We start from the raw sequence: 14939 nt of genomic DNA, 5'->3' as shown, positions 1-14939 counted from the left end.
TGGCTAACCGGTCGCGGCATGCGCATTGCCCCTGCGCGACGCGACATGCGTTCACCACCAGAGGCTTCATGACCGATTCCACCGATCCCCGCGCCGAGGCGCCTTCCCGCCGCCGCTTCCTGGCCGCTGCCAGTGCTTCCACCGCCGGCGTGGCCGTGTCCCCGTTGCTGGCCGCCGGCCCGGCCGCGGTGCAGCCCTCGGGCACCCGGCCCACCGACAAGGCCGGCGACCTGGCGCACGAGACCACCGTCGACGCGGGCCAGCAGCTCACCAGCAACCAGGGCCTGAAGATCGCGGACAACCAGAACACGCTGAAGGCCGGCGTGCGCGGCCCCAGCCTGCTGGAAGACCAGCTGTTCCGCGAGAAGATGACCGCGTTCGACCATGAGCGCATCCCCGAGCGGGTGGTGCATGCCCGCGGCGCCGCGGCCCATGGCTACTTCCAGGTGTACGAGCCGATGGCCCGCTGGACGCGCGCCGGCTTCCTGAACGACCCGCGGGCCCGCACGCCGGTGTTCGTGCGCTTTTCCACCGTGGCCGGCTCGCGCGGCTCGGCCGATACCGCGCGCGACGTGCGCGGCTTCGCGGTGAAGTTCTATACCCAGGAAGGCAACTTCGACCTGGTGGGCAACAACATCCCGGTGTTCTTCATCCAGGACGCGATCAAGTTCCCGGACCTGGTGCATGCGGCCAAGCCCGAGGCCGACCGCGAGATCCCGCAGGCCTCCACTGCGCACGACACCTTCTGGGACTTCATCTCGCTGATGCCCGAGTCCACCCACATGATCATGTGGATCATGTCGGACCGTGCCATCCCGCGCTCCTACCGGATGATGGAGGGCTTCGGCGTGCACAGCTTCCGCTTCGTGGATGCGCGCGGCACCAGCCGCTTCGTCAAGTTCCACTGGAAGCCGCTGAACAACGGCGTGCACGGCCTGGCCTGGGACGAGGCGCAGAAGCTCGGCGGCAAGGACCCCGACTTCCACCGCCGCGACCTGGCCGAGGCCATCGACGCCGGCGCCTTCCCCGAATGGGAGCTGGGCGTGCAGGTGGTGGAGGAGGCCGATGCCGAGCGCCTGGGCTTCGACCTGCTGGATGCCACCAAGATCATCCCGGAAGAGCTGGTGCCGGTGCGGCCCATCGGCAAGATGGTGCTCAACCGCAACCCGGACAACTACTTCGCCGAGACCGAGCAGGTGGCCTACCACGTGGGCAACCTGGTGCCGGGCATCGACGTCAGCGAAGACCCGTTGCTGCAAGGGCGCATGTTCTCGTACGTGGACACCCAGCTCACCCGGCTGGGCGGCCCCAACTTCCACGAGATCCCGATCAACCGCGCGGTGGTGCCGGTGCACAACATGAACCGCGACGGCTTCCACCGCCAGACCATCAGCAAGGGCCGCATCAACTACGAGCCCAGCTCGATCGATGCGCCGCCGATCAAGGAGGTGCCGGCCAACCAGGGCGGCTTCGCGAGCGCCGCGGTGCCGGTCAGCGGCACCAAGCTGCGCAAGCGCTCGGAATCCTTCGGCGACCACTATTCGCAGGCCACCCTGTTCTGGCAGAGCCAGACGCCGGTGGAGCAGCAGCACATCGTGGAGGCGCTGCAGTTCGAGCTGGGCAAGGTGGCGGTGCCGGCGGTGCGCCAGCGCATGCTGTCCAACCTGGTGAACGTGGATGCCACGCTGGCCGCCCGCGTGGCCGAGGTGCTGGGCATGCCGGTGCCGCCGGCCAGCCCGCGCACGCCGGCCCGCCGTTATGCGCCTTCGCCCGCGCTCAGCATGCTGGCCCGCAACAACCCCAAGAGCATCGCCGGCCGCAAGGTGGCGGTGCTGGTGGCGCCCGGCGTGGATGCCGCCGGCCTGCAGGCGGTGAAGTCGGCGCTGATGAGCGCCGGCGCCAAGGTGCGGGTGCTGTCCAGCCGGCTGGGCGAGGTGCGGGACGCGGCCGGCGGCAGCGTGCCGGTGGACGATCTCATCGTCACCCAGCCTTCGGTGGTGTTCGATGCGGTGCTGGTGCCGGGCGGCGCGGCCAGCGTGGCCGCGCTCAAGGGCTCGGCCGATGCGGTGCACTTCGTGCGCGAGGCCTTCAAGCATGCCAAGCCCATCGCCGCGCTGGGCGAGGGCGCGGACCTGCTGGCCTCGGCCGGCGTGCTGCCGCCACAGGCGCCGGGCGCCCGCCGGCCCGGCATCCAGCTGGCACCGGCCGACGGGGCCGGCGCGCTGGCCCAGGCCTTCGTGGCCGACATCGCGGTGCACCGCCACTGGGACCGTGGCGGCAAGGACGTGATCGCGGCCTGATGCGCACTTGAGGCCGAAGTGCGGCCCGGTTGGGGCCCTGTTCCGCGGCTTGCCCGCGGACGGGGTTGGCCATGATGGCGGCCAGGCGTGCGTTGTGCCCGCCACGAGGCCCACCCATGCTGAGCAACACCCCCATCCGCACCGCCTTCAACTACGTCCGCATCGACGAGGGCGGCCTCCAGATCGACCCGGCCGTGGCGCACTACCTGCGCCATGTGCTGGCGCCCACCCGCGATCCGCAGCTGCAGCTGCAGCACCTGGAATGGCTGCTGGGCGTGCTGGGCGACGGCGCCGACCTGCATGAGCAGGACGACCGCCTGCTCCTGCATGCGGTGCAGCAGCTGAAGACGGCCATCCAGCTCAGCGCCGGCGCGCCAGGCCGTAGACCGTACGCGCCAGCGACACCGCATTGACCGGCTTCTGCACCACCGTCTGGTAGCCGCTTTCCACCGCATTGCGCTTGTCCTCGGCCCGCACGAAGGCCGTCACCGCCACCGCCGGCAGCTGCTCGGCACCCAGGCCCAGTTCGCCGCGCACCAGCTCGATGAGCCGGTAGCCGTCCATGCCCGGCATGCCCAGGTCGCTCAGCAGGATGTCGAAGCGGTGCTGGCGCAGTGATTCCAGCGCCTGCTCGCCCGAGTTGGCGGTGCTCACCACCGCGCCGCGGTCTTCCAGGAAGCGGCGCTGCACCTCCAGCACGTCGGCATGGTCGTCCACCAGCAGCACCCGCAGCCGCTGCAGGCTCACGTCGTCGATGCCCAGGGCCGCGGCCTCGGCCGCCTCCCAGGGCTCGGCATCGGACACCGCCGCCGCCGGCGGCGGGCCCGCCGTGCGGGCATCGGCCCGCGCCCGCGGGAATTCCACGGTGAACAAGGTGCCCTGGCCCACGCCGGGGCTGTGGGCGCTGATGCGGCCGCCATGCTGCTCCACGAGGCTGTGGGCGATGGACAGGCCCAACCCCAGGCCGCCATGGGCCCGCGCGGCCGAGCCGTCGGCCTGGCTGAAGCGCTCGAACACATGCGGCAGGAACTCCGGCCGGATGCCTTCGCCGGTGTCGCACACCTGCAGCCGCACCACCGCGCCCTCCTGCGCCGTGGACACCTGCACCCGGCCTCCGGCCGGCGTGAACTTCAGGGCGTTGGCGATCAGGTTGGACACGATCTGGTGCAGCCGTGCGGTGTCGCCCATGATCTCCAGGGGCGGCGCCTCGGCCAGCTGCAGCGCGATCTCCACGCCCTTGTTCTGCGCCGCCGGCCGCGCGTTGTCCACCGCCGCGGCGGCCACGCCGTTCAGGTCCAGCAGCTCGAAGTTCATGCGCAGCTTGCCGGAGACGATGCGGCTTTCGTCCAGCAGGTCCGACACCAGCTGCGACTGCGCCCGCGCATTGCGCGCGATGACCTCGATGCCCCGCTGCAGCATGGCCGCATCGGTCTTGGGCCGGCGCAGGATGGCCGTCCAGCCCAGGATGGCGGCCAGTGGCGTGCGCAGCTCGTGGCTCAGCGAGGCGAGGAAGGCCTCCTTGGCCCGCGCCACGCGTTCCACTTCCTCCCGCGCGGCCTGCTCGGCGGCGAACAGGCGCTCGCGCCGCACGTCCACCTCGCGCCGCTCGGTCACGTCCAGGAAGTAGATCGACAGGCCGGCTTCCGACGGATAGCAGTGGCACTGGAACCACTTGTCCACCGGCTCGGGGAAGTATTCGTCGAAGGACAGGGTGCGGCCTTCCTCCCGCGCGCGGCGGTACCAGCCGGCCGAATGCTCCGATACCCGCGCCGGCGGCTGCCACAGGCAGGTGCCGTCCAGCTCCTCGGGGCTGGCGCCCATCAGCCGAGCACCGCGCTCGTTGGCATAGGTGAAGCGCCATTCGCGGTCCAGCATCAGCAGGCCATCGGTGATGCTGCCCATCATCTCGCGCAGCTGGCGGTCGGCGCGGTGCAGCGCCTCGGTGCGCTCGGCCACGCGCTGCTCCAGCGTCTGGTTCAGGTCGCGAAGTTCCTGGTTGGCGCGGCTCAGCGCGCGGCTCTGCCGGTGCAGCTCCACGAACACCGACACCTTGGAGCGCAGCACCGCCGGGTTCACCGGCTTGTTCAGGAAGTCCACCGCGCCGGTGCCGTAGCCTTCCAGCACATGCTGGTCGCGGTCGTAGTAGGCGGTGAGGAAGATGATGGGCACGCCGGCCGTCTTCTTGCGCTCCTTGATCATCTGCGCCAGCTCGAAGCCGGTCATGCCCGGCATGCGGATGTCCAGGATCAGCAGCGCGAACTCCTCCTGCACCAGCGCCAGCAGCGCCTGGTCGGGCGAATCCGCGCGCACCAGCCGGTAGCCGGGATCGTCGAGCACGGTCTCGAGCACCACCAGGTTGGCGGGCTCGTCGTCGACGATGAGGATGTTGACGGGCTCGTGAGAGGTCATCGGAACAGCCACACCCGCATCAGCGACAGCAGCTGCGCGGTGTTCACCGGCTTGGAGATGTAGTCGCTGGCGCCGGCCTCCAGGCACTTCTCGCGGTCGCCCTTCATCGCCTTGGCCGTCAGCGCCAGGATCGGCAGGTTGCGCAGGCGCGGATGCTTGCGGATCTCGCGCATGGTCTCGTAGCCGTCCATGTCCGGCATCATGATGTCCATCAGCACGATGCCGATGTCGTCCGACTCCTCGATCAGCCGGATGGCGTCACGGCCGTTGGTGGCGCTCACCACCTCCATCTCCTGGTTCTCCAGCAGCGTGGTCAGCGCGAAGATGTTGCGCGCATCGTCGTCCACCACCAGCACCTTGTGGCCACGCAGCCAGTCGCTGGAGTGGTGCAGCCGCTCCAGCATCTGCTGCTTGTCCGGCGGCAGCGCGGTGACGGTGCGGTGCAGGAACAGCGCCGTCTCGTCCAGCAGCCGCTCGGGCGACTGCACGTCCTTCAACACGATGCTCTTGGCCATCGAGCGCAGCTGGGCGCGGTCGTCGTCGCTCAGCTCGCGGCCGGTGAACACCACCACCGGGATCTCCGCCAGCGTGCGGTCGGCCTGCAGCCGCTTGAGCAGCTCGAAGCCGCTCATGTCGGGCAGCCGCAGGTCCAGCACCACGCAGTCCACCGCCTGCGCGGACAGCGCGGCCAGCGCCTCGGTGCCGGTGCCCACGGTGTCGATCTGGATGTCGTCATGGCCCAGCAGGGCCTCGATGGCGGCGGCCTCTCGCTCGTCGTCCTCCACCACCAGCAGGCGGCGGGTGCGCGGCGCGGTGAACTGCTTGATGCGGTCCAGCCCGGCCTCCATGCCCTCGCTGGTGGGCGACTTCACCAGGTACGAGAAGGCGCCGTGCGCCAGCCCGTGGTTGCGGTCCTCGTCGGCCACGCTCAGCACCTGCACCGGGATGTGGCGGGTGCTCGGGTCCAGCTTCAGCTGGTTGAGCACGGTCCAGCCCAGCATGTCGGGCAGGAACACGTCCAGCGAGATGGCGGTGGGCAGGTATTCGCGCGCCAGCGCCAGGCCCTGCGCGCCCTTGAGCGCGACCAGGCCCTTGAAGCCGCGGTCGCGCGCGGCGCCCAGCAGGATGCGGGCGTAGTGCGGGTCGTCCTCGATGATGAGCAGCACCGCATCGTCGGGGCCGATGTTGCCGCGGTCGTCGGCCACCTGGGCGTCGCGCATGATGGGCAGCACGCTGAAGCCGTGCGGCACGATCACGTCGTCGGGCAGGCGGTCGGCCGGCGGCAGCCGCTTGGTCTCGCCGGCGGCGAAGGTCAGCGGCAGGTACAGCGTGAAGGTGCTGCCCTCGCCATGCACGCTGGTGAGCTTGATCTCGCCGCCCAGCAGCATGGCCAGCTCGCGGCTGATGGCCAGTCCCAGCCCGGTGCCGCCGTACTTGCGGGAGGTGCCGGCATCGGCCTGCTGGAAGGCCTCGAAGATCAGCCGCTGCTTGTCCGGCGGCACGCCGATGCCGGTGTCCTCCACCGCGAAGGCCACCACCTGCGGCGCGGTCTTCAGCACCGGATGGTCGCTGCTCCAGCCTTCGGTGGCATAGCCCACGCGCAGCTCCACATGGCCGCGGCTGGTGAACTTCACCGCGTTGGACAGCAGGTTCTTCAGGATCTGCTGCAGCCGCTTGCTGTCGGTCTCCAGGGTACGCGGCAGGTCGTCGTCGAACAGCACCCGCAGCGGCAGGTTCTTGGCATCGGCCACGTGGCGGAAGTTGCGCTCGATGTTCTCGCGCAGCACCGCGAACGGGATGGGCTCCACCTCCACCGTCACCGTGCCCGACTCGATCTTCGACAGGTCCAGGATGTCGTTGATCAGGTGCAGCAGGTCGGAGCCGGAGGAATTGATGTTGCGCGAGAACTCGACCTGCTTCTCGGTCAGGTTGCCGCTGCCGTTGCCGGCCAGCTGCTGGCTCAGGATCAGGATGGAGTTGAGCGGCGTGCGCAGCTCGTGCGACATGTTGGCCAGGAACTCCGACTTGTACTTGGAGGTGAGCGCCAGTTCGGCCGCCTTCTCCTCCAGCGCATGGCGGGCCTGCTCCACCTCGGCGTTCTTGCGCTCCACCTCGGCGTTCTGCTCGGCCAGCAGCCGGGCCTTGGTGCCCAGCTGCTCGTTGGTCTCCTGCAGCTCGCTCTGGCGGGACTGCAGCTCCACCGTGAGCTGCTGCGACTGCGACAGCAGCCGCTCGGTGCGCATGGTGGCCTCGATGGTGTTGAACACCGCGCCGATGCTCTGCGTGAGCAGCTCCAGGAAGGCCAGCGAGCCGCTGGCGAACGGGCGGATTGCGGCCAGCTCGATCACCGCCTTGGTCTGGCCTTCGAACAGCACCGGCAGCACCACGATGCTCACGCGCCGGGCCTGCACCAGGCTGGTGGCGATGGTCACCTGCTCCGGCTCGATGTCGGACAGCACGATGCGCTTCTTCTCCAGCGCGGCCTGGCCCACCAGGCCTTCGCCCAGCGCGATGGACTGCGCCGCGCCCAGGTCGCCGCCCTGGGCATAGGCCGACAGCAGCCGCAGCTGGGCCTGCGGGCTCTCGCCGCCGCCCGCCAGGTGGTAGATGGTGCCCTGCTGCGTGTCCAGCAGCGGCGCCAGCTCGCTCAGCAGCATCTGGCTCACGGCCTGCAGGTCGCGCTGGCCCTGCAGCATGCCGGTGAACTTGGCCACGTTGGTCTTCAGCCAGTCCTGCTCGCGGTTGCGCTCGGTGGTCTCGCGCAGGTTCGAGATCATCGTGTTGATGTTGTCCTTGAGCTCCGACACCTCGCCCATCGCATCCACCTGGATGGAGCGGGTGAGGTCGCCCTTGGTCACCGCGGTGGCCACCTCGGCGATGGCGCGCACCTGCGTGGTGAGGTTGGCCGCCAGCAGGTTCACGTTGCCGGTCAGGTCCTTCCAGGTGCCGGAGGCGCCGGGCACGTTGGCCTGGCCGCCCAGCCGGCCTTCCACGCCCACCTCGCGGGCCACGTTGGTCACCTGGTCGGCGAAGGTGGCCAGGGTGTCGGTCATGCCGTTGATGGTGTCGGCCAGCGCCGCCACCTCGCCCTTGGCCTGCACCGTCAGCCGCTGCGTCAGGTTGCCGTTGGCCACGGCGGTCACCACCTTCACGATGCCGCGCACCTGCTCGGTCAGGTTGCTGGCCATGAAGTTCACGTTGTCGGTCAGGTCCTTCCAGGTACCGCCCACGCCGGACACCTCGGCCTGGCCGCCCAGCTTGCCCTCGGTGCCCACCTCGCGCGCCACGCGCGTCACTTCGCCGGCGAAGGCATTGAGCTGGTCCACCATGGTGTTGATGGTGTTCTTCAGCTCCAGGATCTCGCCCTTCACGTCCACCGTGATCTTGCGGTTCAGGTCGCCGCGGGCCACGGCGGTGGTCACCTCGGCGATGTTGCGCACCTGCGCGGTGAGGTTGGCGCCCATGGTGTTGACCGAGTCGGTCAGGTCCTTCCAGGTGCCGGCCACGCCAGGCACCACCGCCTGCACGCCCAGCCGGCCCTCGGTGCCCACCTCGCGGGCCACGCGCGTCACTTCCGATGCGAAGGAGCGCAGCTGCTCCACCATCGTGTTGATGGTTTCCTTCAGCTGCAGGATCTCGCCGCGCACGTCCACCGTGATCTTCTTGGACAGGTCGCCGTTGGCCACCGCGATGGTCACCTCCGCGATGTTGCGCACCTGGCCGGTGAGGTTGCTGGCCATGGAGTTGACGTTGTCGGTCAGGTCCTTCCAGGTGCCGGCCACGCCGGGCACCGCGGCCTGGCCGCCCAGCTTGCCCTCGGTGCCCACCTCGCGCGCCACGCGGCTCACCTCGGAGGCGAAGGCGCCCAGCTGCTCCACCATGGTGTTCATGGTTTCCTTGAGCTGCAGGATCTCGCCCTTCACGTCCACCGTGATCTTGCGGCTCAGGTCGCCGCGGGCGATGGCGGTGGCCACGTCCGCGATGTTGCGCACCTGGCCGGTGAGGTTGCTGGCCATGGAGTTGACGTTGTCGGTCAGGTCCTTCCAGGTGCCGGCCACGCCGGGCACCGCGGCCTGGCCGCCCAGCTTGCCCTCGGTGCCCACCTCGCGCGCCACGCGGCTCACCTCGGAGGCGAAGGCGCCCAGCTGCTCCACCATGGTGTTCATGGTTTCCTTGAGCTGCAGGATCTCGCCCTTCACGTCCACCGTGATCTTGCGGCTCAGGTCGCCGCGGGCGATGGCGGTGGCCACGTCCGCGATGTTGCGCACCTGGCCGGTGAGGTTGCTGGCCATGGAGTTGACGTTGTCGGTCAGGTCCTTCCAGGTGCCGGCCACGCCGGGCACCTGGGCCTGGCCGCCCAGCTTGCCGTCGGTGCCCACCTCGCGGGCCACCCGCGTCACCTCGGAGGCGAAGCCGTTGAGCTGGTCCACCATGGTGTTGAGGGTGTTCTTCAGCGCCAGGATCTCGCCGCGCACCTCCACCGTGATCTTGCTGGACAGGTCGCCGCGGGCGATGGCGGTGGCCACGTCGGCAATGTTGCGCACCTGGCCGGTCAGGTTGCTGGCCATGAAGTTGACGTTGTCGGTCAGGTCCTTCCAGGTGCCGGCCACGCCGGGCACCACCGCCTGGCCGCCCAGCTTGCCGTCGGTGCCCACCTCGCGGGCCACGCGGCTCACCTCGGATGCGAAGCCGTTGAGCTGGTCCACCATCGTGTTGAGGGTGTTCTTCAGCTCCAGGATCTCGCCCTTCACGTCCACCGTGATCTTCTTCGACAGGTCGCCGTTGGCCACGGCGGTGGCCACGTCGGCGATGTTGCGCACCTGGCCGGTGAGGTTGCTGGCCATGGAATTGACGTTGTCGGTCAGGTCCTTCCAGGTGCCGGCCACGCCGGGCACCTCGGCCTGGCCGCCCAGCTTGCCTTCGGTGCCCACCTCGCGGGCCACGCGGCTCACTTCGCCGGCGAAGGCGTTGAGCTGGTCCACCATGGTGTTGATGGTGTTCTTCAGCTCCAGGATCTCGCCGCGCACGTCCACGGTGATCTTCTTGGACAGGTCGCCGTTGGCCACGGCGGTGGTCACTTCCGCGATGTTGCGCACCTGGCTGGTCAGGTTGGTGGCCATCGCATTGACCGAGTCGGTCAGGTCCTTCCAGATGCCGGCCACGCCGCGGCCCTCGGCCTGGCCGCCCAGCTTGCCTTCGGTGCCCACCTCGCGGGCCACCCGCGTCACCTCGGAGGCAAAGCCGCCGAGCTGGTCCACCATGGTGTTGATGGTGTTCTTCAGCTCCAGGATCTCGCCGCGCACGTCCACGGTGATCTTCTTGGAGAGGTCGCCGTTGGCCACTGCCGTGGTCACCTCGGCGATGTTGCGCACCTGGCCAGTCAGGTTGCTGGCCATGAAGTTGACGTTGTCCGTCAGGTCCTTCCAGGTGCCGGCCACGCCGGGCACCACCGCCTGGCCGCCCAGCTTGCCTTCGGTGCCCACCTCGCGGGCCACGCGGCTCACCTCGCCGGCAAAGCCGTTGAGCTGGTCCACCATGGTGTTCATGGTGTTCTTCAGCGCCAGGATCTCGCCCTTGACCTCCACCGTGATCTTCGACGAGAGGTCGCCCTTGGCGATGGCGGTGGCCACGCCCGCGATGTTGCGCACCTGGCCGGTGAGGTTGCTGGCCATGGAGTTGACCGAGTCGGTCAGGTCCTTCCAGGTGCCGGCCACGCCGGGCACCGCGGCCTGGCCGCCCAGGCGGCCTTCGGTGCCCACCTCGCGGGCCACCCGCGTCACCTCCGACGAGAAGCCGTTGAGCTGGTCCACCATCGTGTTGATGGTTTCCTTCAGCTCCAGGATCTCGCCCTTCACGTCCACCGTGATCTTGCGGCTCAGGTCGCCGCGCGCCACCGCCGTCGTCACGGTGGCGATGTTGCGCACCTGGGCCGTGAGGTTGGTGGCCATGGCGTTGACCGAGTCGGTCAGGTCCTTCCAGGTGCCGGCCACGCCGGGCACCACCGCCTGGCCGCCCAGTCGGCCGTCGGTGCCCACCTCGCGCGCCACGCGGGTCACCTCCGAGGCGAAGGAGCGCAGCTGGTCCACCATGGTGTTGGTGGCCTCCTTCAGCTGCAGGATCTCGCCGCGCACGTCCACCGTGATCTTCTTGGACAGGTCGCCGTTGGCCACGCCGATGGTCACCTCGGCGATGTTGCGCACCTGGGCCGTGAGGTTGCCGGCCATCTGGTTGACCGAGTCGGTCAGCTCCTTCCACACGCCCGACACGCCGCGCACCTGCGCCTGGCCGCCCAGCTTGCCCTCGATGCCCACCTCGCGCGCCACCCGCGTCACTTCCGAGGTGAACACCGACAGCTGCTGGATCATGGTGTTGACCAGCCGCGCCGAGCGCAGGAACTCGCCGCGCAGCTCGCGGCCGTCCACTTCCAGCTCCATCGCCTGGCCCAGGTCGCCCTTGGCCACCGCGCCGATGGTGCGGGCGATCTCGGCCGTGGGCCGCACCAGGTCGTCGATCAGGGTGTTGATGGCATCGACGTTGCCGGCCCAGCCGCCCACCGCGCCGGGCAGGGTCATGCGCTGGCGCAGCCGGCCTTCCTTGCCCACCGTCTCGCTCAGCCGTTCCACCTCGGCCGAGATGCGCGCCTGCTGTGCGATGGTCTGGTTGAAGGCGCGGGCGATCTCGGCTTCCACGCCGTCCCAGTCGTCGGGCAGGCGGCGGCTGAAGTCGCCGTCACGCAGGGCCACCATCGCCGCCAGCACCTGGCGGTTGCGGCCATCGGCCCGGCTGGCGGCGGGCATCGTACTCAGCTCGGCACTCATTGCGGTGTCCTCCCGCGCGCCATGTCTCCATCCCGCGCACGCTGCCGCAGCAGCGCCCCTCGCATGCTTGTCGTCCCGCTCGGCATGGTCTCCGCCCCATTTTTCAGATAACGAAATCTGTCAGACGGCCGCGACGGCGCCAATCGGCAATCGTGCGTCTGCGTTGTAGGACGTGTCTGACACGCGCTTCAGCGCCCCGGGGTGAGCAGCAGCACCCGCAGCAGACCCCGTTCCGAACGTCACGCCGGCTCGACAATGGCCGCCGTGGAAACCGCCTACTTCAGCACCTTTCTTCTCGTCGTCGAAGCAGGCTCGATGTCCGAGGCCGCGCGCCGCCTGGACATCACGCCCGCCGCCGTGGCGCACCAGCTGAAGCTGCTCGAGCGCGAGCTGGGCGTGCGGCTGGTGGTGCGCGCGGGCCGCACCGTGGCGCTGACCGAGGCAGGTCATGCATTGGCTGCGCGTGCGGGCAGGGTGCTGCAGGAGATCGGCGACCTGAAGGCCGCGCTCAGCGACGAGGCTGCCACCGGCGAACTGCGGCTCGGCGCCATCAACACCGCCCTGCACAGCGTGATGCCGGCGGTGCTCGCCGGCTTCGTCGCCGCTTATCCCGACGCCGCGGTCACCATCCGCTCGGGTGTCTCCAGCGACCTGTATGACGCCGTGCTTCGCGGTGAGCTGGACGTGGCCATCTCGCTGCACCCGCCCTTCCAGTTGCCCAAGACCCTGCAATGGGATGAGTTGACCGATGAGCCGCTCGTGGTCATGGCGCCGCCGCGCTGGGCCGGCCGGGATGCCCTTGCGCTGCTGCGCGAAGAGCCGTTCATCCGCTACGACCGCGCGCTCAGTGGCGGCAAGCAGGCCGACATGTTCCTGCGCAAGGCCGGCATCGTGCCGCGCCAGCGCTTCACGCTCAGCTCGCTGCCTGCCATCGCCATGCTGGTCGACCGCGGCCTGGGCGTGTCGCTGGCGCCCGACGCGTCAGTGCCCTGGCTGCGGGGCTTGCGGGTCGCACGCATCCCCGTCGACGACCCTTACCGGCGGCGCCTGGGGGTCATCTGGCCGCGCGCCTCGGTGCGCACGCGCCTGATCAAGGCGCTGGTGCAGGCGGCGCGCAAGGCGGTCGTGAAGCGGTGACCTTGCCGGTGCGGCGGCGCACGGGACCGGGTTCAAACGATCCGTTCACCCTTCAACGCCTGGATCTCCGCGGGGGTGCAGCCCAGCTCCGCAAGGATCTCGTCGTTGTGCTGGCCCAGCAGCGGTGGCGGTGTGTCCACCGACGGCGCCTGGCCATTGAGCTTGAAGCCGGTGCGCACCACGCGGATGTCGCGGCCCACGCCGGGTGCGTCCTTGAAGGTGGCCAGCATGCCGCGCCCGGCGATCTGCGGATGGGCCAGCGCCTGGGGCACGGTGTACACCGGCCCGGCGGGCACACCCGCATCGTTGAGTCGAGCCCACCAGACCTCGGCCGACTCGCCGGCCATCGCCTGCTCCATCAGCGTGCGCAAGTCTTCGCGGTGGGCCAGGCGTGCGTGGCGGTCGACGAAGCGCGGGTCCTGTGCCCATTGCGGGTGGCCCAGCACGGTGCAGACCGCTTCGAACTGCTCCTGCTTATTGGCGGCGATGTTCAGCAGTCCGTGCCCGGTCTTGAACGTGCCCGAAGGGCTGGCCGTGACGTTGTCGTTGCCCATGGGCTGTGGGTCGCGATCGGCGATCAGGTGGTTGGACACGGCCCATCCCATCGTGGCCATCGCGGCCTCCAGCATCGAGACGTCGATGAACACGCCTTCGGTGCGCCGGCGATCGGCCAGCGCAGCGGCCACCGCAAAGGCGGCCGTGATGCCGCCGATGGTGTCGGCGACCGGATAACCGACGCGGTAGGGCGCGTTCTCGGGCGCGCCGGTCACGCTCATGATCCCCGACATGCCCTGGATGATCTGGTCATACGCAGGCAGGTCGCGCAGCGGCCCATCCTGGCCGAAGCCGGAGATCGCGCAGTACACCAGGCGTGTGTTCTCCTTCATCAGCTCGGCATGGCCCAGCCCCAGCCGGTCCATCACGCCAGGGCGGAAGTTCTCCATCACGACGTCGGCCGTGCGTACCAGGCGGCGGAACACCGCCTTGCCGCTGGCGTGCTTGAGGTTCAGCGTCAGGGAGCGCTTGCCCGGGTTCTGGGCCAGGAAGGACACGCCCATGTTCCGCTTGCTCAGCGTCACGTCGCCGCCGAGCTGACGCGCCAGATCGCCGGTGCCCACGGTCTCGACCTTGATCACGTCGGCGCCCATGTGTGCCAGCTGGTGGCAGGCGAAGGGGCCGGCCAGCACGTTGGTCAGGTCGAGCACCCGGATGCCATGCAGGGGCTTGGTTGACACGGTCGTCTCCTGATCAATCGGCCTTGATGCCGGCGGCCTTCACCACGGCGCCCCAGCGCTTCATCTCGCCCTGAACCAGCTGCGCCGCCTGGGCGGGCGTGTTCGACGCCGGCTCCAGGCCCTGCTCGGCCAGCAGCCGGCGTCCATCGGCAGAAGCCAATGCATCCGTGACGGCCTTGTTGAGCTTGTCCACCACCGGTTGCGGCGTGGCGGCGGGCACCGCAAAGCCGACCCAGAAGTCCATCACCACCTTGGGCAGACCCGCTTCCTTGGCCGACGGCACATCCGGCAGCAGGGGTGAGCGCTTGTCGCTGGTGACCATCAACGCCCGCAGCTTGCCCGAGCGGATGTGGGGAAGCGCCGTCGGCAAGGACGTGACCAGCGCCTGCACCTGGCCGCCCATCAGGTCCTGCAGCACCGCGCCCGCCCCCTTGTACGGCACGTGCACGAGGTCCACGCCGGCCGCGTTCTTGAACAGTTCGCCGCCCAGGTGGGTGTTGGTGCCATTGCCACCGGAGCCGTAGTTGAACTTGCCCGGGCTGGCCTTGGCCACGGCGATGAATTCTTGCACCGTCTTGGCCGGCACGCCGGGGTTGATGACCAGCACGTGCGGCGCCGAGGCAGCCGTGACGACGTGCGTGAAGTCCTTGGACGCATCGAAGGGCTGCTTGATGCCCAGCGACGGCGCGATGGTGAACGACATCTCGGTGGTCAGCAGCGTGTAGCCATCGGGCGCGGCGCGCGCCACGGTTCCCCAGCCGATGTTGCCGCCGCCGCCGGCCTTGTTCTCGACGACCAGCGTCTGACCCAGGCTGTTGCCGATCTGGGCGGTGACGATGCGGGCGACGATGTCGGTGGTGCCGCCCACCGCGTAGGGCACGACGACGGAGATGGGTTTGGCGGGGTAGGCCTGCGCGAATGCGCTGCCGGCGCCCGTCAGGGCAAGGAGCAGGGCGGCGAAGCGGCGGCGTTGCAATCGAGTCATGGTGGTGGTCCTTGGGTGATGTTCAGTCGACCGTGACGACGTGGGTTCCGCGGGG

Annotated in this window: 7 protein-coding genes; 3 read left to right on the top strand and 4 right to left on the bottom strand. The window is 69.5% G+C overall.

Annotated features, from left to right (window positions below):
* The first annotated feature begins 68 nt into the window (after window positions 1-68).
* Window positions 69-2300: a catalase gene (locus tag VO99_RS08685; protein WP_083440458.1), complete on the top strand. Its 2232-nt coding sequence runs from the start codon at window positions 69-71 to the stop codon at window positions 2298-2300.
* Window positions 2301-2416: 116 nt separating this feature from the next.
* On the top strand, window positions 2417-2713 hold the full coding sequence (locus VO99_RS08680) for a hypothetical protein (RefSeq protein WP_046112458.1): 297 nt from the start codon (window positions 2417-2419) through the stop codon (window positions 2711-2713).
* Here VO99_RS08680 and VO99_RS08675 read toward each other — a convergent pair.
* Window positions 2661-4709, bottom strand: coding sequence for a hybrid sensor histidine kinase/response regulator (locus VO99_RS08675; RefSeq protein WP_046112457.1), 2049 nt, complete (start codon window positions 4707-4709; stop codon window positions 2661-2663). The two genes, VO99_RS08680 and VO99_RS08675, sit on opposite strands and share 53 nt — an antisense overlap.
* Window positions 4706-11527, bottom strand: a complete 6822-nt coding sequence (locus VO99_RS08670; RefSeq protein WP_232315313.1) for a HAMP domain-containing protein — start codon at window positions 11525-11527, stop codon at window positions 4706-4708. Before VO99_RS08670 ends, VO99_RS08675 begins: the two co-directional genes overlap by 4 nt.
* 201 nt (window positions 11528-11728) lie before the next feature.
* On the opposite strand from VO99_RS08670, the gene VO99_RS08665 reads away from it, so the two are divergent.
* A complete protein-coding gene (locus VO99_RS08665) occupies window positions 11729-12664 on the top strand; it encodes a LysR family transcriptional regulator (RefSeq protein WP_310733654.1) in 936 nt (311 codons plus the stop codon).
* Window positions 12665-12696: 32 nt separating this feature from the next.
* Here VO99_RS08665 and VO99_RS08660 read toward each other — a convergent pair whose 3' ends face one another.
* Window positions 12697-13899, bottom strand: coding sequence for a CaiB/BaiF CoA transferase family protein (locus VO99_RS08660; protein WP_046112455.1), 1203 nt, complete (start codon window positions 13897-13899; stop codon window positions 12697-12699).
* Between the two features lie 13 nt (window positions 13900-13912).
* Window positions 13913-14884 carry a Bug family tripartite tricarboxylate transporter substrate binding protein gene (locus VO99_RS08655; RefSeq protein ID WP_046112454.1) on the bottom strand — a complete coding sequence of 324 codons (972 nt, stop codon included), beginning with the start codon at window positions 14882-14884 and terminating at the stop codon, window positions 13913-13915.
* Window positions 14885-14939 lie beyond the last annotated feature (55 nt).

Source organism: Aquincola tertiaricarbonis (assembly GCF_000969605.1).
In the GTDB taxonomy this organism is placed as follows: Bacteria; Pseudomonadota; Gammaproteobacteria; order Burkholderiales; family Burkholderiaceae_C; genus Aquincola; species Aquincola tertiaricarbonis.
The sequence above is the reverse complement of the archived record's forward strand: the minus strand, read 5'-3'. Positions and strand labels throughout refer to the sequence as shown.

Coding starts and splice junctions, on each gene's coding strand:
- VO99_RS08670 (WP_232315313.1), bottom strand. CDS start 11,527: ATGAGTGCCGAGCTGAGTACGATGCCCGCCGCCAGCCGGGCCGATGGC.
- VO99_RS08655 (WP_046112454.1), bottom strand. CDS start 14,884: ATGACTCGATTGCAACGCCGCCGCTTCGCCGCCCTGCTCCTTGCCCTG.
- VO99_RS08685 (WP_083440458.1), top strand. CDS start 69: ATGACCGATTCCACCGATCCCCGCGCCGAGGCGCCTTCCCGCCGCCGC.
- VO99_RS08680 (WP_046112458.1), top strand. CDS start 2,417: ATGCTGAGCAACACCCCCATCCGCACCGCCTTCAACTACGTCCGCATC.
- VO99_RS08675 (WP_046112457.1), bottom strand. CDS start 4,709: ATGACCTCTCACGAGCCCGTCAACATCCTCATCGTCGACGACGAGCCC.